The sequence below is a fragment of the Pseudomonas sp. ATCC 43928 genome (assembly GCF_005938665.2).
Lineage (GTDB): Bacteria > Pseudomonadota > Gammaproteobacteria > Pseudomonadales > Pseudomonadaceae > Aquipseudomonas.
In genome coordinates, this window is record NZ_CP041753.1 from 3,452,620 (window position 1) to 3,473,684 (window position 21,065).

15 protein-coding genes are annotated in these 21,065 nt (G+C 57.0%); 7 read left to right on the forward strand and 8 right to left on the reverse strand.

Annotated features, from left to right (window positions below; all coding sequences use genetic code 11):
* The first annotated feature begins 39 nt into the window (after positions 1–39).
* A complete protein-coding gene (locus tag FFH90_RS15860; protein WP_138867548.1) occupies positions 40–906 on the forward strand; it encodes a patatin-like phospholipase family protein in 867 nt (288 codons plus the stop codon).
* Between the two features lie 76 nt (positions 907–982).
* On the opposite strand, the gene FFH90_RS15865 is transcribed toward FFH90_RS15860, so the two are convergent.
* The 7 genes from FFH90_RS15865 to FFH90_RS15895 form a co-directional block, all read right to left on the reverse strand.
* Positions 983–2,401 (reverse strand): aldehyde dehydrogenase family protein, encoded by a 1,419-nt coding sequence (locus FFH90_RS15865; protein ID WP_138867549.1) that lies wholly within the window; start codon positions 2,399–2,401, stop codon positions 983–985.
* A 12-nt stretch (positions 2,402–2,413) separates the two neighbouring features.
* Positions 2,414–3,454 (reverse strand): homoserine dehydrogenase, encoded by a 1,041-nt coding sequence (locus tag FFH90_RS15870; protein WP_138867693.1) that lies wholly within the window; start codon positions 3,452–3,454, stop codon positions 2,414–2,416.
* 115 nt (positions 3,455–3,569) lie between these two features.
* The gene (locus FFH90_RS15875; RefSeq protein ID WP_018925939.1) at positions 3,570–4,007 is read right to left on the reverse strand and encodes an Lrp/AsnC family transcriptional regulator; all 438 of its coding nucleotides are present in this window, start codon (positions 4,005–4,007) and stop codon (positions 3,570–3,572) included.
* Positions 4,004–5,392 carry a threonine synthase gene (gene thrC, locus FFH90_RS15880; protein WP_138867550.1) on the reverse strand — a complete coding sequence of 463 codons (1,389 nt, stop codon included), beginning with the start codon at positions 5,390–5,392 and terminating at the stop codon, positions 4,004–4,006. The genes FFH90_RS15875 and thrC overlap by 4 nt, the downstream gene beginning before the upstream one ends.
* A gap of 18 nt (positions 5,393–5,410) precedes the next feature.
* Positions 5,411–6,301, reverse strand: a complete 891-nt coding sequence (locus tag FFH90_RS15885; protein ID WP_111453343.1) for a LysR substrate-binding domain-containing protein — start codon at positions 6,299–6,301, stop codon at positions 5,411–5,413.
* Between the two features lie 51 nt (positions 6,302–6,352).
* A complete protein-coding gene (locus FFH90_RS15890; RefSeq protein WP_138867551.1) occupies positions 6,353–7,789 on the reverse strand; it encodes an amino acid permease in 1,437 nt (478 codons plus the stop codon).
* Positions 7,790–7,926: 137 nt separating this feature from the next.
* A complete protein-coding gene (locus FFH90_RS15895) occupies positions 7,927–9,195 on the reverse strand; it encodes a cystathionine gamma-synthase family protein (protein ID WP_138867552.1) in 1,269 nt (422 codons plus the stop codon).
* A gap of 456 nt (positions 9,196–9,651) precedes the next feature.
* Between FFH90_RS15895 and wrbA the strand changes: the two genes are divergently transcribed.
* Together wrbA and FFH90_RS15905 are read left to right on the forward strand one after the other, a co-directional pair.
* On the forward strand, positions 9,652–10,254 hold the full coding sequence (wrbA, locus tag FFH90_RS15900) for an NAD(P)H:quinone oxidoreductase (RefSeq protein ID WP_064617932.1): 603 nt from the start codon (positions 9,652–9,654) through the stop codon (positions 10,252–10,254).
* A 522-nt stretch (positions 10,255–10,776) separates the two neighbouring features.
* The gene (locus tag FFH90_RS15905; RefSeq protein WP_138867553.1) at positions 10,777–15,591 is read left to right on the forward strand and encodes a M10 family metallopeptidase C-terminal domain-containing protein; all 4,815 of its coding nucleotides are present in this window, start codon (positions 10,777–10,779) and stop codon (positions 15,589–15,591) included.
* Between the two features lie 181 nt (positions 15,592–15,772).
* Here FFH90_RS15905 and FFH90_RS15910 read toward each other — a convergent pair whose 3' ends face one another.
* Positions 15,773–16,273, reverse strand: a complete 501-nt coding sequence (locus tag FFH90_RS15910; RefSeq protein WP_018925946.1) for an Lrp/AsnC family transcriptional regulator — start codon at positions 16,271–16,273, stop codon at positions 15,773–15,775.
* Positions 16,274–16,392: 119 nt separating this feature from the next.
* Here FFH90_RS15910 and FFH90_RS15915 point away from each other — a divergent pair, with 119 nt between their 5' ends.
* From FFH90_RS15915 to FFH90_RS15930, 4 genes are all read left to right on the forward strand, one after another.
* Positions 16,393–17,427, forward strand: a complete 1,035-nt coding sequence (locus tag FFH90_RS15915) for a histone deacetylase family protein (protein ID WP_138867554.1) — start codon at positions 16,393–16,395, stop codon at positions 17,425–17,427.
* A 50-nt stretch (positions 17,428–17,477) separates the two neighbouring features.
* Entirely contained in the window at positions 17,478–18,530 is a 1,053-nt protein-coding gene (locus FFH90_RS15920) for an ornithine cyclodeaminase (protein WP_138867555.1), read from the forward strand.
* Positions 18,531–18,705: 175 nt separating this feature from the next.
* Positions 18,706–20,121, forward strand: coding sequence for an amino acid permease (locus FFH90_RS15925; RefSeq protein WP_138867694.1), 1,416 nt, complete (start codon positions 18,706–18,708; stop codon positions 20,119–20,121).
* Positions 20,122–20,382: 261 nt separating this feature from the next.
* A complete protein-coding gene (locus FFH90_RS15930; RefSeq protein ID WP_138867556.1) occupies positions 20,383–21,033 on the forward strand; it encodes an MliC family protein in 651 nt (216 codons plus the stop codon).
* The last annotated feature ends 32 nt before the right edge of the window (positions 21,034–21,065 follow it).

Here is a 21,065-nt window from a genome sequence, read left to right on the forward strand (position 1 = left end):
TACACTCATTCGATACATTTCCACGCCGAGACTTCGACCATGGCGACCAAAACCGCAATCGTATTCGCTGGCGGCGGCAGCTTGGGTGCGGTGCAGGTGGGGATGTTGCGGGCCTTGGTCGAGGCCGATGTTCGATTCGACATGGTGGTTGGCGCTTCGGTAGGCGCTATCAACGGTGCCTACTTTGCCGCAAGGCCCGATTCCGATGGCGTCGAGGCGCTCGCCGGGTTCTGGCGTGGGCTGAGTAAAACGGACATCTTTCCCCTCTCCTGGCTCGACACCTGCAGAGGACTGCTCAAACGGCGTGGTTTTCTGTTGCAGCCGGCGGCCTTGCACCGATTGCTGGGTCAGGCACTGCCCATTCATCGCATTGAGGATGCGGCGCTGCCCCTGCACATCGTCACCACCGACCTGCTCAGTGGTGCCGAGACGGTTTTGTCCAGTGGTGAACTTGAGCAGGCGTTACTGGCCAGCGCTGCCATCCCACTGGTGTTCCCCTGCGTACAGATCGCTGATCGGTTCCTGGTTGACGGCGGCGTGGCAAGCAATACACCTATTTCGACTGCCGTAGCCTTGGGAGCCAGCAACGTCGTGGTCATCCCCACCGGGGTGAGTTGCGCCCTGACACAACCGCCCCGAGGCCTGGTCGCCTTGGCCTTGCACACCGTCAATCTGATGAGCATGCGCCAACTGGTGAGCGACATCGAACACTTCCGCACGCTCACCAGCCTGCACATCGTCCCGCCCTTGTGCCCTGTGGATGTCTCGGTGTTCAACTTCGACCAAACCGAGTCTTTGCTGCAGCGTGCCTATGAGCAGACCCTCCGGTGGCTGGAACATGGGGGGCTCGAACGCACCAAGGTACCGGGTGCCCTGACCATCCATTCACATGCCCATGAGCATTGAGAAAAAACATCGGGTGTCACTGGACGAGCAACTTCACCCGATGTAACGGTCGACGGTAATTAGCTACTTTGATGGCTCAACCCATTTCATTGATGCAGACCACTTTGGGCTGCGTCATGTCCTCATAGGCAAACCGGACACCTTCTCGCCCCAGACTTCCGTACTTGAAGCCACCGAAAGGCATGGCATCAAAACGATAATCGGAAGAGTCATTGATCATCACGCCACCGGCTTGAATTTGCCGCGCCAATTTCAAGGCCTTGGAAAGATCACGTGTGAAGAGTCCCGCATGTAAGCTGTACTCCGGAGCGTTGGCCAGAGCAACAGCATCATCCAACTGGTCAAAAGGCTCCAGGATGACAACCGGCGCGAAGACTTCCTGCTGCCAGATCCGACTGTTATGGCGTACACGCTCCAGCACGGTCGGCGCATAGCTTCCCACTTCGCGATGGTGCCCACACAGAAGAACGGCCCCCTCGGCCAGTGCTTCATTCACCAACTGTTCGGTACGACGGGCCGCCTGTTCTGTAATCATCGGGCCTACATCCGTTGCTCGCTGGTCAGGATCACCCACTACCAAGGCACGCGTTTGGCTGACAAACCGCTCACGGAAGTCCTCATAAATTGAACTATGTACAAGGATGCGTTGAGTGCCGATGCAATTCTGCCCTGCTGCCCAAAAGGCGCCAGACACGCAGGACTCAACAGTCGGTTCGATATCGCAATCTTCAAGCACGAGAACCGGGGCATTTCCTCCCAGATCCATCGCTAGCTTCTTCAACCCTGCACTACGAGCGATGGCCTCACCTGTGGCAAAACCGCCCGTAAAGGAAATCATCCGAACTTCACGAACCTCCACCAATGCTTTACCCAGATCGACGCCACCGGTCGCCGGGGTTACCACAGACGGAGGCAGACCCGCTTCCACCAGGCACTCAACCAGCTTGAGAGCAGACAACGGTGCGAGCTCTGAGGGCTTCAGGATCACAGCATTACCACCGGCGATGGCCGGGCCAAGTTTATGGGCGACCAGGTTCAGCGGATCGTTGTAGGGGGTGATCGCGACGATAAGCCCCAACGGTTCCCGAGTGAACCAGCCTTGGCGCGATTCGGAGCCTTCATATGCCTCAAATGGAATCACTTCCCCGGCGTTACGACGAGCCTCTTCCGCCGATAGCTTCAGCGTATTCACACAACGCTTCACTTCCTTCTCTGCTTGTCGCAGCGTCTTCCCCGCCTCTGCAACAATAAGTTTGGCAAACGCTTCAGCCTCAAGCTCTACACGCCGGGCCGCCTCCTCAAGAATGCGCGCACGCAGGTGACGAGGCATTGCCGCACTCTCACGCACGCCAATTCGCGCACGTTCCAGCAAGCCAGGAACTGCGGCGGCATCGAGGCAAGGGACACTGCCCACCAGGCGACCATCGAATGGACTGAACACATCAATCTGTTTGGCTTCAACAAGCTGGATACTGGCCATGCTGGATACGCTCATGACTATCTCCTGTTATTTGCCGTGGGCGGTGTGGATGGCGACGATGTCCGACAGCAATGCGAAGGCTGTTTCGATGCCCCCTGCCCCAGGCCCGGACACCGTGACAGCTCCCAGCAGTTCGGTCTTGAATGACACTGCATTCGTAGCACCGCTGATTCCGGCAAGAGGATGTGTGTTCGACAGTAACCGAGCTTCCACACTCGCTCGAACCGAGCCATCTGCTTCACGATCGGCTGAGCCAATCAGTTTCCAGCTAGCGCCATTGGCACTTGCCTGGGCAATATCTTGTGCGCTGATATTGCTGATACCCGAGCACGCTACATCGCTGACATTCAGTCGTGCGTTGAGCAGTTCGTTGGCCAGGATCACCACCTTGAGGCGTACGTCAAACCCTTCCACATCGGCGGTTGGATCTGCCTCGGCGTAGCCGAGTTGTTGCGCTTGTACGACGGCATCGTTGAACGCCAGGCCGTCTTTCATCCGGGTGAGCACGTAGTTGGAAGTGCCGTTCAGGATGCCTTCGAAGCCTTGCACATTGGCACCCGCCAGAGCCTGCCTGGCCAGACGAATCACGGGGGTGCCACTCATCACCGCCCCCTCGTATTCGAAGGCGACCTGGTTGCGCCGGGCCAACGCTTTGAGCTCGGCACCGTGCAGCGCAATAGGCCCCTTATTGGTGGTCACTACATGAATGCCGCTTTCCAAGGCCCAGCGGCAAAAGGTAGTGGCGGGCTCGCCATCCACCGGATTGGTAAAAGTGGCCTCAGCGATGATGTCTGCACCGGAATGCTTGATCACGGTTTCGTTGAAGGCCTCAGCATTGCCGCCGGGCAGTTGAGCGAATGCGCCCTTCTCAACCGGTAGCGCCACCAACTGCTTTGCATCCAGACCGTCCTTGGCAACGATTGAGCCGAGGAACAGATCGGTGACCCCGACAATTTTAATGGTGAAGCCGAGGGCCTCTTTCCACTCGGCATTACGATCGGCGACCAATTGGGCGAAGCCACGGTTCACGCCACCAAACCCTACCAAGGCAATTTTGTACTCAGTCATAAACGCTGTTCCTTTATTGATGTTGTTCGTTAGGAACATCCTAAGAGCCGGGCTTTGGCAGTTGAATATGGCAGAGTGCTGTATTAATTGAGCGTTTTGCCCAAGCACGATGTTGTCAAAACACCGCAGAAAGGACGAACGATGTCACGGTGTTTTCCACCCCCGGCATGGCCGCGATTTCCTTCCACACGAGATGGACGCGTTCAGGTGTGGCGGCATTCACACGCAGCATTAAATCGAACTCACCACTGAGTACTTCACATTGCACGACTTCGGGAATGGAGCGCAGCGCAGTCAGTACTTCTTCGCCACGCATGCGGTCGTAGCGGTAGACAAAGATCACCGCGCTGATAAGTGACGTAGGCCGCCGCGACTCACCGAGAAGTACCGTATAGCCCTGGATCGCACCGTCGCGCTCAAGACGCTCGATGCGCTGGCGCACCGCATTGCGCGACAAGTTGATCTTGGCACCCAGTTCGATATGGGCTATTCGCGCATTGGCGGTAAGTTCGGCCAGTATGCGTTCGTCCAACGGATCTAGAATGCGCTTCATGCAGACCTCTGCTGCGCCAGACGAAGAGCCTGGTACAAACCGTCCAGATCGCCCTTGGCCAGGTACGGCGGTTGCGCGCGCACCTCGACAGTGCTCGGAACGCTTGCTTGCCAGACGCCCAGTTCGGCCAACAGCGCCGCTGACTTGGCCGGCGCAATTTGCCCGAAGGTGACCATCGGCGCGCCCAGGCTGCGTCGATGAAGCCTGCCGGCCAGTACACCGACAGCGGTGTGAGGATCGATGGCCGAGCCTGTCTCTCGGAACAGTTCGACTACTTCATCGCGCACCTGGGATTCGTGTACGGCATAGGAATCGAAGAGTACTCGAGCACGCAGCCATTGCTGGTTGCCGATGCTCATTTCTCCGCAACTTTCAAAATGCTCCATCAGTGCTTTTGTTGAGCAGCCATCGTGCTCGTAAATCTCCCAGATAAACCGCTCCAGGTTGGAAAACAACGAGAAGTCCATCGCCGGCGACACGGTTCGATTAGTCATCCGGGTGGAGTACCGATTGCAATGAAAAAACTGGTGCAGGGCATCATTGCTGTTGGTGGAAATGATCACCTGATTGATCGGTAATCCCATTTTCTGCGCAATGTAACCAGCGTAGATTTCGGCCGAGCTGGCAGCTGGAACGCTAAAGCCAACGGGACGCGAGCCACCGCCCAGTTGCAAGGCTGCGTGGAAGTAAAAAACGATCTGGGCCAGGACGCCGATCCAATTGGTCGAGTTGAAACAGACCGGCAACACTCCATCCAACGGCCACTCACGCAAGAGTCGGGAGACCAGCGTCTGGCAATCATCGAAATTACCGTCAACCGGAAACAGCTGAACCCGCTGCGGGTCGGCTGCCTGCAAGGCACTGAGTTGCTCAGATGCAAGCCCGTCGCGCGGATACAGTATCGCCATGCGGGCGGCCGGGCAGTTAGCAAAGGCTTCAAGCGCCGCGACGCCGGTATCGCCGTTAGTTGCACCGACCACCAACGCTTCTTTACCGATCTCCTTCAGGAAATGGTCGACCAGGCGCGACTGCAATTGCGCGGCGAAATCCTTGGAAGAACCGGTCGGGCCATGAAACAGCTGGAGTATCCACTCGTTGTGCCCGATTTGCTCAAGCGGTGTAATAGCGCGGTGCTTGAATTGTTGATAGCTGTCACTGAGCAAGGCACGCAGGGTGCTTTCGTCTATGGATGAACCAACAAAAGGCGAAATCACTCGCCAAACCAACTCATCAAACGGCAGCCACGACCAGCCGGCAATCTGTTTCTCGGTAAAGACAGGCAAACTGGCTGGGACATAGAGACCACCATTTTCGGCGAGCCCCGACAGAACCACACTGCGAAAATCAGCACGCATGTCGCCGCCGCGAGTGCTTACATAATCCATGGCAACTCCAAATCAGTTTTACAAAAGGCGATGGGCTTGCGCCACCAGCCAGGTAGAAAAATGTGCGGCATCAGGCGATAGCACTTCGTTCTGTTCGTGCACCAGATAAAAGGATTCGCTTGCCTCGATTCGGTGATTGAATGGCGCAACCAATTGCCCACTCTTAAGCAAATCCTCGACCACGGAAGACCGTGCCAGCGCAACGCCCTGCCCCAATTCGGCCATGCGGATCGTGGAAATCAGCGTGTCAAACTGAAGGCCACGGGAGTAGTCGACGTCGTCTGCTCCAACTCGCTTCAACCAGTAACCCCAACCTTCTTCGTACCCCAACACATGAAGCAGAGAATGGTTCATCAAGTCGCGTGGCTCATGTATGGGTGAGCTGGCCATGAGCTTTGGGGAGCAAACAGGCTGAAGGATGTCCCAAGTCAACCGCTGAGCGTGCAAGCCCGACCACTCACCGCATCCCCAGCGAATCTCCAGGTCATCCTCGCCGTCCGGTTCTTTCACCCAAATATTGCTGATATATCGAATATCAATCTGGGGATACTCCCGACAAAAATCTGCGAGTCGGGGGGCCAACCAATAGTGAAGAAAGGAAAGGCTGCCACGCACCTTCAAATGTCTTCGATTGCGCTGGCCGAAAATCTCGTTTGTGCCGACTGCAAGGCGACTGATCGCGTCTTGTACGACAGGCAGGTACGACTGCCCTTCCTCGGTCAATCCAAGCCCTCGAGGTAAGCGCTTGAACAGCGCCACACCGAGGTGACTTTCTAACTGACGGATCTGCTGACTCACAGCCCCTTGAGTCAAATGGAGTTCTTCCGCCGCGTGGGTAAAGTTTAAACAGCGCGCCGATACTTCGAATGCCCTCAACCAGTTCAAGGGTGGTAGTGACTTTTGACTCATCGGCGCAACCTCATCAGGGCTTTATCTATGCTCAATCATTGCCTGAGAAATTCACGCGGTGCCAGAGGAATGAACAGCGGCGGCTAAAGCCAACCGCTCTGCTCTCTTGTTTCGAGTGACCCAGTAGACGAAATAACACCACGCGATAAAGGGCAGTCCGAAGTAAAGTGCCACTCGCTGCTCAGGATCAAAAGCGATACCCACACAGGCCAGCAAGCAACACAACAGTGCACCGATAGGCACCCATGGATAGCCGCGTACACGGAAATGCAGGTCTTCAACTCGTCCGCCATTAGCAACGTATTGACGACGGAACGCGATCTGGCTGGCAGCAATGCTCATCCACACGACTACGACCGCCAGACCGGAAATGGACACCAAGGCCAAGTAAACCGTATCAGGGGCAAACACACTGCTGAGCAGAGAAGCCACTGCGCCCGCCATACTAAGCACGATGGCGTTCACCGGTGTGCCACGACTGGAGAGCCTGGCGTAGCGCTTAGGCATATGTCCTTGATCGCTCAATGTCCACAGCATGCGCGATGCTGCATACAGCCCCGAGTTAGCGGCGGAAATCAGTGCCGTAAGAATGACGAAGTTCATAATGTCGGCAGAGTATGGGATGCCAATCAGCTCAAACACCATGACGAACGGACTTTCTACAAGCCCCGCTTGCTCTCGTGGCAGTAACGTCGCAAGGACGAAAATGGTCCCCACGAAGAACAGCGCCAAACGTACCACTGTCGTGCGGATTGCCTTGGGCACGCTAGTTTGTGGATCTTGCGCTTCACCTGCCGCAATCCCGATCAGCTCAGTTCCCGAAAAGGCGAAGGAAACAGCCAGGAGGGTCATTGCAATGGGTAGAAATCCGGTGGGAAAAAGCCCCTCACGTGTGAAGTTGGAAAGTCCCGCACCCTGCAAACTCTGTACTTGAATAAGACCGAAAATTGCCGCTCCGCCGATCACAATGAATGTGATAACGGTCAGCACCTTAATCAGCGAAAGCCAAAACTCAGTCTCCGCAAACCACCGAACGGAGACAACATTGCTTGAGAACACTGCGATGGCAAATAGCGCGCTCCAAATCCAGACGGGTGTATCAGGAAACCACCGAACCATCAGAATGCCCGCAGCTGTGAACTCTGAACCGATAGCTACTGCCCAAGTGAGCCAGTATAGCCAGGCCACTGTATAGCCTGTGCCTGGGCCCAGGTATCGCGTTGCGTAACTACTGAAAGATCCGGTTTCTGGCATCTGTACAGCCAGCTCACCGAGACACACCATGACTAAATACACCATCACTGCACCGATGATGTAAGCGATCACTGCACCGAGTGGCCCTGCCTGATTAACCGTGTAACCGGAGGTAAGGAATAACCCCGTACCGATCACACCGCCCAGTGCCAACATAACGATGTGGCGTGTTTGCATTTCCTTTTTGAAACGCGAGTTTGGGTCGGACTGATGATCTTTAATATGCGTGGACATAGTTTTATTCTCATGAAATGTGCGGACAAGCGTCCTTGTAACTGGCGGTTGGGCAGTACAATTTAGTTGTCGCTGGATTTTATTATTTTCATTCTTCATGAAGGGCTTAAGATGAATCTCGAGCGTCCTGCCCGTATTCAGGTTTCTACCTCAATGAAACGTTGGGCATTATCAGCGTTAATGTTTGCATCACCGTGTTTAATTCGCACTAAAGCGAAGGCTTGTTTTAGGTCAGCCAATAAATCTGCTGAATCTTCAATACCTACGGACACTCGAACCAAGCCTTCGGAGATTCCCAGTGCCTGACGCTCTTCCAAGGTATTTTCCACGTGACTGGTCGTCCGAGCCGGCCCATAGATGGTCTCGACAGCGCCCAAATTACCCGCCCGATGCGCATACCTGAGCAGCGGTAGCAAACGAGTCACTGTGTCCATGCCTCCTTTCAGCACGAAGCTGACGATGGCTCCGAATCCGTTCATTTGCGAACGAGCGATGTCATGACCTGGATGTTGAGGCAGCCCCGGATAGTTCACCGACTCAACCAGCGGTTCGGTACAGAGGTACTCGGCCAAAAGCTTCGCGCTCGCCTGTTGCTGGCGAACACGCAGAGCCAGAGTCTTGATGCCTCGGATGATTAGATACGCCGAAAAAGGATCCAGCGAGGCACCATTGATTTCGCGGTAATGGCGAACTTGAGACATCAAATGCTCGGCGCCGCAGACCACACCACCGAGGACATCACCATGACCGGACAGGAATTTGGTCGCGCTGTGCACAACCACATCAACGCCTAAGGCGAGCGGGTTCTGATTCAGAGGCGTCGCGAATGTATTGTCCGCAACAACCAAAGCGCCCACTCGCTTGGCCGCTGCCACAAGGCGCCGAATATCAACGATTTTCAGCGTTGGGTTCGTGGGTGTTTCCAGGTACAGGACGTTGCAGCCTTTAGCGATCTCCTGCTCAAGTGCCACGGTGTCGAGCGTATCGCAAAGGGTTACCTCCACCCCCATGCGTGGAAGAAACTCCTCGAAAATCTTGTTCGTACCACCGTAGCTGTCACGCGTAGATATCACACGCTGCCCAAAGGACAGGAAGGTGTGCAGTACACCGCTGATCGCGGCCATTCCGGTACTGAAAGCTACGGCCGACTCTGCGTTTTCGAGCTCACAGAGTTTATCTTCCAAGACGCAGACAGTAGGATTGCTCATCCGGCTGTAAATGAAGCCGGGCTCCTTTCCCAATGCCACGTCATACCACTTATCGATATCGTCATAGCCATAGGCAGCACTGACCACGATGGGTGTCTGGGTCGCATTGTAAGGATGTTGAACCTGCTCTCCTCCCCATACCACTCGAGTCCCCATCCCAATGTCTGAAGCCTGGACGGCGCGTTTCTTATTTTCCATAAAGTTCTCTCGCATCAAGGGAAACACAGCCGTGTTCCAAGTGGGCTTGGGAGGACTATATGGAAAGCTCATGCTTGTGAAAAATCATGATATCCGGGAGTAAGGGGTACTTTTTTTAATGGCTGGGTACCGGGTGCCCTGACCATCCATTCACATGCCCATGCGCATTGAGTGAAGTGAATTACCTATGACAGATGCCCTCTTTGCTGCGCGCCCTTCCCCACTACACGTGCTGCCATCTGCCACCAATCGAATAGCTTCCCTGACTGCCCGGCAGGCAGCATACGGAACTGCTAGTGTTAATCCGCATGCCGTCAAAGTCCCTGCAGTCGGGTGGGTGTGAGCCGCCGTTTTGTTCATGACCGAGTGCTGCACCTGCCGCTGCTGTTCGTTGGCAGTGGTGTAACCCAAGATCGTCCTAATCCATCGAATGGCGCTTATTCCAGGAGAAAAATCATGGCGAAGGTACTGGTTCTCTATTACTCAATGTACGGTCACCTCGAAACGATGGCTGGAGCAGTGGCCGAAGGCGCACGATCCGTACCTGGCACCGACGTGACGCTCAAGCGTGTCGCTGAAACCATCCCGGCCGAACAGGCAGCAGCCATCGGCGTCAAACTTGACCAGAAGGCACCGGTGGCGACACCTGACGAGCTGGGCAATTACGATGCAATCATCTTTGGTACACCGACGCGCTTCGGCAATATGGCGGGACAGATGCGCACGTTTCTCGACCAGACCGGCGGACTGTGGATGAGCGGCGCGCTGGTCGGGAAAATCGGCAGTGTCTTTGCATCGACCGGCACCCAGCACGGTGGCCAGGAAACCACGATTACGTCGTTTCACAGCACACTCCTGCATCAAGGGATGGTCATCGTGGGTGTGCCTTACACCTGCGCAGGGCTGACCAACATGAGCGAGATCACCGGCGGTACGCCCTATGGCGCGACCACCCTGGCAGGCGCTGACGGTAAACGGCAACCGTCAAAAAATGAACTGGATATTGCGCGTTTCCAGGGTAAACACGTCGCTGAGCTTGCAATAAAGATCGCGGGTTAACGCAAGCACCTGAATGGGCGCGTGTTGCAGGACAGGAGCTAGCCTGTGTAACGCCGGGGCGGATTTCACCACCGCGCCGCTGATAATCGCTGGTGGCTTGGCGATTCTAGAGAAAGCCTTGCACGTCGGGAGTCATTGAAGACGACGTAAGCGTTTTGGGATTCAGAGGAGCGACGTTCCAGTGAGGTCGCTCCTCATTACCCATGTCGCTCATACACCTCCAGCTCAAGCATCGCGCATACAACATTGCGGCAGCGCACCTGCGGGCTATCGATAGCACCTCGTAACACACCTCAATGATGAAAGCCCGCTCCCACAGAGCCATCGCTCGCTACCGGAGTGAGCGTCAACAATCTGTTACTTTTTTGAAACACCTTCTCAACCGCTAATCAGTTAGTCCGGTTTTTTGACACATCCCCGATATGTGGTCACACACTTTTGCTCTCCGCTCGGTCATAACCGTTGGTTGTCGATGGAATATTGGCATCTTCCGAGGTTCTTGCCTGATACGGAGATAAGCTCATGATTTTCAATGTACAAAATTTTGGCGCCAAAGGAGATGGCATCACTGACGACACAGCGGCGATACAACGTGCAATTGATGCGGCGGCCGCCGCAGGCGGGGGGCAGGTTTACGTGCCGACCGGAACCTATATCGTTTCGGGAGGAGTGGAACCTTCCGACGGCTGCCTGATGCTCAAGAGCAACGTCTACCTGTACGGCGACGGCATGGGCGCTACCACCGTCAAGGTGGCTGACGGCTCCGACACCAAGATCACCGGCGTCATCCGCTCCGCCTATGGCGAGGAAACCCACGACTTCGGCGTCAGCAAGCTCACCATTGACGGCAACCGTGACAACACTACGGGCAAGATCGACGGTTGGTTCAACGGCTACATTCCCGGGCAAGCAGGCTACGACTCCAACGTCACCCTCGACAGCGTCGAGATCAAGGACTGCTCCGGGTACGGTTTCGACCCCCACGAGCAGACCGTCAACATGGTCATCAAGAACAGCGTGTCCCACGGCAACGGCCTGGACGGTTTCGTAGCTGACTTCCTGAGCAACAGCACCTTCGAAAACAACGTCGCCTACGACAACGACCGGCACGGTTTCAATATCGTGACCAGCACCCACGACTTCACGCTCACCAATAACGTTGCCTACAACAACGGCGGCAATGGCATCGTGGTGCAGCGCGGCAGCGAGAACATCCCCTCCCCCAGCAACATCACCATCACCGGTGGCGAGGTGTATGGCAACGGCGCCGAAGGGGTGCTGATCAAAATGTCCAGCGAAGTGACGGTCAGCGGCGTCGACATTCACGACAACACCAGCGCCGGGGTCCGTATCTACGGCAGCAACCACGTCGAGCTTATCGACAACACGCTCCACAGCAATTCCCTGGGCAACCCCGTACCGGAGATCATCATCCAGTCCTACAACGACACCCAGGGTGTGTCCGGCAAGTACTACAACGGCAGCGATAACATCATCCAGAGCAACATCATCACCGGCAGTAACCTGTCGACCTACGGCGTTGCGGAACGCAATGAAGACGGCACTGATCGCAACGCCATCATCGGCAACACCATCAGCCACACCAGCAACGGTGCGACGCTGGTCTATGGCGACGGCAGTTACGTCAGCGACACGGTCCCGATGATCACCGTGCAAGGCACAGCTGGCAATGACACCCTGCTGGGCAGCGCCAGCAGCGAGATTTTCTATGGTGTGGCCGGCAACGACACCATCAATGGCGGGGCCGGTGACGACATTCTGGTAGGCGGTGCAGGCATCGACAAACTCACCGGCGGTACCGGCGCCGATACGTTCCGTTTCACCACTCAGTCCGACAGCTACCGCAACGCAACCGCGAGCTTCGATGACACCATCACCGACTTCGATGTCACCCAGGACAAGATCGACCTCGCCGGCCTCGGTTTCACCGGCCTGGGCAATGGCCATGGCAGTACCCTGCAAGTCAGCTACAGCGCCAGCACTAACCGCACCTACATCAAGGACTACGATGCCGACGCCAGTGGCAATCGCTTCGAATTGATACTCTCGGGCAACCTCGCCAGCACTCTGACCGCCAGCAATTTCATCTTCAATCGTGTGCTCGCCGGCACCAGCGGCAACGACTCGCTGCTGGGCAGTGATTCGGCCGACACCCTGCTCGGCCTGGCGGGTAACGACAGCCTCAGTGGCGGCGCGGGTGACGACAAACTCGATGGCGGTGCCGGTATGGACACCCTCACCGGTGGCGCCGGAGCGGACACCTTTGTGTTTTCCAATCGCCTGGACAGTTATCGCAATTACAACACCGGTGGTGCCAACCTTGCCGACCTGATCACCGATTTTGATATCACCGCCGACAAGATCGACCTCTCGGCCATGGGTTTCACCGGCCTGGGGGATGGCAAGAACAACACCGTGTACGTGGTGCTCAACAGTGCCGGCACCAAGACTTACATCAAGTCCCTGACTGCCGACGCCGATGGCAACCGCTTCGAAGTGGCACTGAACGGTAACTACCTCGACAAGCTGACCAGCGCCAACTTCGTCTTCGCCACGTCGTCACCGACCAACCACGCACCGGTTCTGGCCACGCCGCTGCTGGATCAGAACGCAACCGAAAACGCCCCGTTCAGCTACGTGGTGCCAGCCACCAGCTTCACCGATGCGGACAATGACAACCTCAGCTACACCGCCACCCTCGCCGATGGCAGCGCCCTGCCCGCGTGGCTGAGCTTCAATGCCACCAACCTGACCTTCACCGGCACGCCGACCAGCACCGCGTCCGGCAATTACGACGTGCTGGTCAAGGCCACAGACCCGGCCGGTGCATCGGCCAGCGATAGCTTCGCCCTGGGAGTGGCCAACACTGTCACCGGCACCAACAATGCCGAAACCCTCAACGGCACGGCGGGTGCAGACCTGATCCTCGGCCTCGGTGGCAACGACACGATCAAGGCCGGCGCTGGCGCCGACACCGTCGACGGCGGCGGCGGACGCGACTCGCTGTATGGTGGCGACGGTGCCGACACCTTCCGCTATACCAACCTGCTCGACAGTTACCGCGACTACGACACGGGTGGTATCACGGCCACCGACACGATTTATGACTTCACCGCGGGCGTCGACAAAATCGATGTGTCAGGCCTGGGCTTTGTCGGCCTTGGCGATGGCCACAATGGCACGTTGTACATCACCCTCAACGCGGCCGGCGACAAGACCTACATCAAGTCCGCCGAAGCGGATGCCAATGGCAATCGCTTTGAAATCGCCCTCAGCGGCAACTACCTTAACACCCTGACCGCCAGTGACTTCGTGTTTGGCCAGCACGCCCAGCAGGACATCCTCTACCTGCCCACCCTCGGCCAATCCAATGCGCGCCTGCTGCGCATGACGGAGGACGACAATCAGTCCGGCACCTCGATGCTGGTCAACGACCTGGATCGCTACACCCCCTATGACGTGCGCAGCCAGTTCACCGATGCCGATGGCAACGGCATCGACATCGCGGTGGGCGGCAGCACGGTCACCGGCCTGTCGACGCTCAGCGCCGAGGAACTCAAGTTGTGCTGGTGGCTGACCGACACCGACCAACCCGGGGCTGCGCTGTTGCGCGCCGTGACGCTGCTGAGCGAACAGCGCTCCGAACTGCAATCGATCAATAACGTCACCATGGGCATCATTTGGGGCCAGGGTGAGGAAGCCGCTCAGGAGATCGCCCAAGCCACGGACAAAGCAGCGGCAGCCGCGGCCTACAAGGCTGCGACCCTAAAGGTGTTTGACTACCTGCATGCCCAGTTCGGCAACTTCGACGTGTACATGATGGAAACCGGTCACTACGAGCAGGACGCGGCGCGCGCCCGTGGCTATTCGGAAGAGAAGATCGCCTCCATCGTCGAGGGGGTTGGCTATGTTCACGCCGCCCAGGAAGCCATTGCCGCCGAGCGCGCCGACGTCAAGCTGGCGGTGGACTACAACGACCTCCCCTTGCGACACGAAGTCGATCCGCTGACGTATCCCGACGACGTCTGGCACCTGCACGAGGAATCGGCGGAAATCGTCGGCCAGCGCCTGGCCGACTACATCGCCAATGACCTTGGCTTCCAGGGCAACCCCAACGACAACAACAGCGTGCAGGACATTTTCGACAACAACCGGAAGATGATTTCCGGTACCGACCAGGCGGATACCCTGGTGGGCAGCTCGGGTAACGACACGCTGGATGGCGGCCTGGGCGCCGACACCATGACCGGTGGTGACGGCAACGACATTTATGTGGTCAACAACGTGCTCGACCGCGTGGTGGAAAGCAACACCTCGACCTCGCAGATCGATACGGTACAGGCCTCGGTCAGCTGGACCCTGGGCGCCAATCTCGAGAACCTGGTGCTCACCGGCGTGTCGGGCATCAACGGCACCGGCAATGAGCAGCACAACTTCATCACCGGCAATGCCGGCAATAATGTGCTCGATGGTGCCGCAGGGGCCGACAGCATGAGCGGCGGCGATGGCAACGACACCTACTATGTCGACAACGCTGACGACGCCGTGATCGAGACCAACAGCAATGCGGCGTCCGGAGGGATCGACAGCGTGCACAGCAGCCTGGCGGCCTATACCCTCGGCAACAACGTCGAGCATCTGTATATCGATAGCACTGGCGCCGCCAATGGCACGGGCAACGCGTTGGACAACACGCTGTTCGCCGGAGCCGGCAACAACGTGCTGGACGGACGCGAGGGCAATGACACGGTGTCTTTTGAACGCGCCGCGTCTGGCGTTACCGTCAACCTCTCGACGTCAGCGCAGCAAAACACCGTGGGTTCCGGGCTCGACACCGTGAAGCTCTTCGAAAACCTCACGGGAAGCGCCTACGCCGACACTCTGTCGGGTAACAGCGGCGCGAACGTTCTGAACGGTGGTGCGGGCAACGATACGTTGGTGGGCGGTTCGGGCAATGACCGGCTGATCGGCGGTGCCGGCACCGACAACCTCACCGGAGGCACTGGCGCGGATACCTACGTGTTTGATGCGCTGTCGGACATGGGCGCCGGCGCTTTACGCGATGTGATCAACGGTTTCAAGAGCACCGAGGGTGATCATCTGGACTTCTCCGGTCTGGACGCCAACCCGCTGACCACTGCTATCGACGCCTTCACCTTCATCGGCGCCAACGCCTTCGACCCTGCCGACGCCACCGGCCAACTGCGCTTTGCCGATGGCATTCTCTACGGCAGTGTCGATGCCGACGCCGCCCCCGAGTTCGAAATCACACTGGTGGGCGTCACGGAGTTGCACGCCAGCGATTTCACAGCCTGAGTTACGCCCAAAAGGGATTTGCAGTGCTCGAAAAATCGAGGACAGCCACAGGTCAAAATGCAGGAGCGGGCTTGCCTGCTCCTGCATTTTGCATTCTGGTACGGGGGCAGGCGTCAATTTCGCCAGCGAGAAAAAAACTCGGTCAAGGTAGGTTTTGGAAAGGTGATCCAACCCCTGCCCTTCAGTCCTTGCTCGATTTGGGTATCGCAATACGGCTACTGGTCTTGACCTCGCGTAATGCCAGGCTGGACTGGATGGAGGCAATACCCACCTGGCGCCTGAGCACCTGCTCGATAAAGTCACTGTAGCTATCAAGATCCTCTGCCAACACTTGCAGCACGTAGTCGGCATCCCCGGTGATCTTGTGGCAGGACAACACTTCGGGCAACTGCGCAATCACCGCCTCGAAGTCGTCGGGGGCGTGATCGGCGTGGGTGGAAAAACGGATGTGCACGAACGCCATGATGTCCAGCCCCAGCATTCGTCGATCAAGGTTAGCCTGATAGCCCTTAATCACTCCCGCCTCCTCCATTCTCTTACGCCGCCGCCAGCAAGGCGTAAGGCTTAACGACAGGCGCTCACTGAGCTCGGCGTTGGAGATACTCGCATCCTCTTGCAGCAATGCGAGAATCGCCAGGTCGGTGTCGTCGAGACTGATGCGCTTGGATGTTTTTTTCTGCATTGCGCCATTCCTGAGTAAAACCTCCCGTAATATCTACCAAACACCGAAAACAAAGCAAAGAAATCGCATCTGTACCAGAACAAAATATTTGTACTGGCTCACATCAACGGATGCGCACAATGTTTACAGTTTTCAGTGATTCCCACCGTTTGCACCACGGCACCGAATTGAAAGACGGCGTACTCAAGCCGTCCTTCGAACAGCCCAGTCGGGCCGATACCGTCCATCATCGGGTCAAGCAGGTCGGGCTTGGTCAGGTCATCGAACCGCGAGCCTTTGACCGGTCGTGCTATGTCAACGCGCACAGCGAGCGCTACGTAACCTTTCTTGAATCGGCCTGGTCTGAATGGAGCGCAACCGGACGCACCCACGATGCCTTACCGCTGGTATGGCCAGTGCGCGATCTGGCTAACGAGCATGTGCCGACTTACATCGACGGCAAGTTGGGTTTCTACGCCATGGACGCCGGCTCCCCGATTACCGCCACCACATGGCAAGCGGTAAAAACCAGCGCCGATATCGCGCTGACCGGGCTGGCGCTGATCGATGAAGGCCACGACAGTGCTTTTGCCCTGTGCCGTCCGCCCGGCCATCACGCAGCACGTGAATACATGGGCGGCTATTGCTATCTCAACAACGCCGCCATTGCCGCACAGCACGCCATTACCCAAGGCGCCAAACGTGTCGCGGTACTGGACGTCGACTTTCATCATGGCAACGGCACCCAGAACATCTTCTACGGGCGCAGTGACGTCATGTTTGTCTCGCTGCACGGCGAACCGACGGTGTCCTATCCGTATTACTCAGGCTACAGCCACGAAGTCGGCGCCGGCCACGGCGAAGGTTACAACCTCAACTACCCGTTGCCGAAGAACACCACCTGGGAAAGCTATCGCAACACCCTGCTCCACGCCTGCAAGAAACTTCAGCAATTCGCCCCTGAAGTGCTGGTTATTTCACTCGGCGTCGACACATTCAAGGACGACCCCATCAGCCACTTTCTGCTGGAAAGCGACGATTTCATCGGCATCGGCGAGCTGATAGCGGGCGTGGGCTGCCCCGCCCTGTTCGTGATGGAGGGCGGCTACATGGTCGATGAAATCGGGATCAATGCGGTCAACGTGCTGCACGGTTACGAGAGCAAACGCACCTGAGTCATCCCCTGAATCGCAGCGTTTCAACTATTGAATCGGAGAATAAAAACATGACTCTTTTTATAGACGTCGATCATGCCGCACGCCTGTTCGCCAAGGTGGGAATCCGTCGGGCAATACGCGAAATGGCGGCTTACATCGAAGCTGACTACTCACGCTGGGCGCAGTTTGATAAGTCGCCGCGCACCGCCAATCATTCGGCCGATGGTGTGATCGAGTTGATGCCGACCGACGATGGCCAACAGTACTCGTTCAAATACGTGAACGGTCACCCGGACAACGGTCAAAGCAATTTGCTGACGGTCATGGCCTTCGGTGTCCTGGCCGACGTCCACAGTGGCTATCCAACCTTGCTCAGCGAACTGACATTGACCACCGCCGTGCGCACCGCCGCGACCTCCGCCCTGGTCGCGAAGTCCCTGGCGCGCCCTGATGCAAACATCATGGCAATCATCGGCAATGGCGCCCAGAGCGAATTTCAAGCCATCGCCTTCTACGAAATGCTGTCCATCAAGGAAATCCGCATTTTCGATATCGATCGCGACGCTTCACTTAAGTTGAAGCACAACCTAGCCGCATTCCCGGATATCGAGGTGATTCTGGCCAACTCGGTACAGGACGCGGTCAAGGGTGCGCACATCGTCACCACGGTCACTGCAGACAAGGCCTATGCAACGATTCTGACGCCCGAGATGATCGAGCCCGGCATGCATATCAATGCCGTCGGCGGTGATTGCCCTGGGAAAACCGAACTGCACGCCGACATCCTGCGCAATGCCCGGGTCATCGTTGAGTTTGAGCCTCAAACCCGGATTGAAGGCGATATTCAACAACTGGAGGCCGACTTTCCCGTCGTCGAATTCTTCCGGATTGTTCAAGATGAAGTCGCGGGCCGTGAGAACGACGCCCAGGTCACGGTTTTCGATTCCGTGGGTTTTGCACTCGAAGACTTTTCGTCACTGCGCTACGTGCACGACCTTGCGCGGGAGCATGCCATCGGTGAGCGCATCCATCTGGTGCCGACGCCTGCCAACATAAAAAACCTCTATCAACTGCTTGATCAGCAGCCAGCAGTTCCCTCGCGCCTGCGCACAGTCAGCTGATCGCCATAGGTGAGGCCTCCTGAGCAAAGTGCCAAGGGGCTACTCACCGTGTGACCGGACGAGAAACCCTGCCACACGAAAACCACCACCGTCAGTAGCCGTTGCATCTCTAACAAGAACGCTAGACACCCACTTTCTGCCAAAACTCAAAAACATAAAATCAAGAGGTTTTGTAATGAAAACGACTCCGTCCGGGCTGCCTGAACAGCCCGCGCTGCAGCGCACCCTCAGCAATCGTCACATTCAATTAATGGCCATGGGAGGCGCCATTGGTACAGGGCTGTTCATGGGCTCCGGGAAGATCATCGCCCTTTCCGGCACGTCGATCATCCTCATCTATATGATCATCGGCTTGTTCGTCTACTTCGTCATGCGCGCCATGGGCGAACTGTTGCTCTCCAACTTAAACTTCAAAAGCTTCGCGGATTTTGCCGGTGCCTACCTTGGCCCGCGAGCGGCATTTTTTCTCGGTTGGTCGTACTGGCTGAGTTGGAGCGTCGCGGTAGTGGGTGATGCCGTGGTGGTCGGCGGCTTCTTTCAATACTGGTTCCCTGATGTACCCGCCTGGATACCGGCCATCGGCGTGCTAATGACGCTGTTTGCCTTGAATGTGCTGACGGTCAGGCTTTTCGGTGAAGTGGAGTTTTGGTTCGCGATCATCAAGATCATAGCCGTCGTCACCTTGATTGGCGTCAGCATGGTGCTGATTGCCAGCTCCTTCGTCTCACCCAATGGCGTCACTGCCTCCCTGAACCACCTGCTGGATAAACAGGCAGCCTTCCCCAACGGCCTGTTCGGTTTCTTTGCCGGTTTCCAGATGGCCATCTTCTCCTTTGCCGGCACCGAGCTGATCGGCACAGCAGCAGCCGAAACCCGCTCCCCCGAGAAGACCCTGCCTAAAGCCATCAACTCGATTCCGCTGAGAATCATCCTGTTTTATGTGCTGGCACTGGCCTGCATTATTGCGGTGACCTCCTGGCAACAGGTTTCGCCCAACAAGAGTCCTTTCGTCGAACTGTTTCTGGTTGCGGGATTTCCCGCAGCAGCAGGTATCGTCAACTTTGTCGTGCTGACATCTGCCGCCTCATCGGCCAACAGTGGCGTATTTTCATCCAGCCGCATGCTGTTTGGGCTGGCCAGTCACGACAATGCACCAGGGATTTTTCGGCGTTTGTCGGGCAATAGCGTGCCTCTGCTGAGCCTGGCGTTCACCACACTGTTGATGCTGGTGGGAGTATTGTTGCTGTTCATCGTTCCGGAAGTCATGACAGCGTTCACCATCGTCTCGACCGTGTCGGCGATCCTGGTGATTTTCACTTGGTCGACCATCCTCGCGTCGTACATTGCCTATCGCAGAAGCCGGCCCGACCTGCATGCGCAATCGGCCTACAAGATGCCTGGCGGCGTGCCGATGGCCTGGTTCTCCTTGGCGTTCCTGGGCTTTGTTCTCTGTTTGCTGGCATTAAGACCTGACACCCGAATTGCTTTAATGGTCATGCCGGGGTGGTTTATATGGTTGGCAATTGCCTATCAGCTGACCCACACCTGGAGGCCCAAACCCGCAGCTGGATCGATAAGTCAGTACAACTGATTTTACCTGGAGCCTTTGGGGGCGCCCTCTAGAGTGACGTGGCATTTGTGGGGCACCTGCGGGTCGAATAGCTGCAGGCGAAGGCCGTCAAATTTCAGTGGCGGCCAACTCGCTCCTGCAACCCCACCGCCGCCGAGCGGTATGGCAAGTTCTGAGCACTGACTTACACTGCGATACACCAATGCGAACGAATAACTATTCAACGCATCGATCAATCCCACGGCAATCCGGGCATCACGTAATGATCTGGGTGAAGCCAACATGAAAACGGTCACGGCCCTTTTCACCTGTCTACTCGCTGCCAGCGTATGCGCGGCGGCGAGCACTTGTGTTAATGCAGCACCAACCTTCAAGACCAGCTTCGACTGTGCCGAGGCAAAGGCGTCCGTCGAAAAGCTGATTTGTCGCGATCCGCAGCTGGCGCAGATGGATATCGAACTGACGCGTCTTTATCGCCTGGCGCTCACGGATGAACATTCAGTGCCGCGTCCGGACAAAATCATGATCGACCAGCAGTTCTGGATCGATGCCCGCAATCAGTGCGCCTCCACACCTGTACCCAAGACGTGCACAGTCCGCAGTTATGCCGAACGCGCGTACCAGCTGCGCCAAGGCTCGGCCATCGTGAGAACCAAGGACCCATACAGACTCACCGAGGGCCCCCTGGCTTTTCGTTGTACAGGGCTTGCCCCGCTGGTTGCCGCCACCTTCTTCACCACGCAGCCTGGTGTCGTGTACCTGAAATGGGCGAACACCTCGATCGTCCTGAACCAGGAGCCGAGTGATTCGGGAACCCGATACACAGGCAAGGACTCCCAAGGGAATTACAGTTTCTGGCAAGACGGCGACGTGGTGCTATTCCAGAAGCCAGGCTCAGGGCCAATGAGTTGCAAGGCCGAGCCGGTCAGTTGATGTCTCTGGCGCAAGTACCGGCGCCCTGCTCC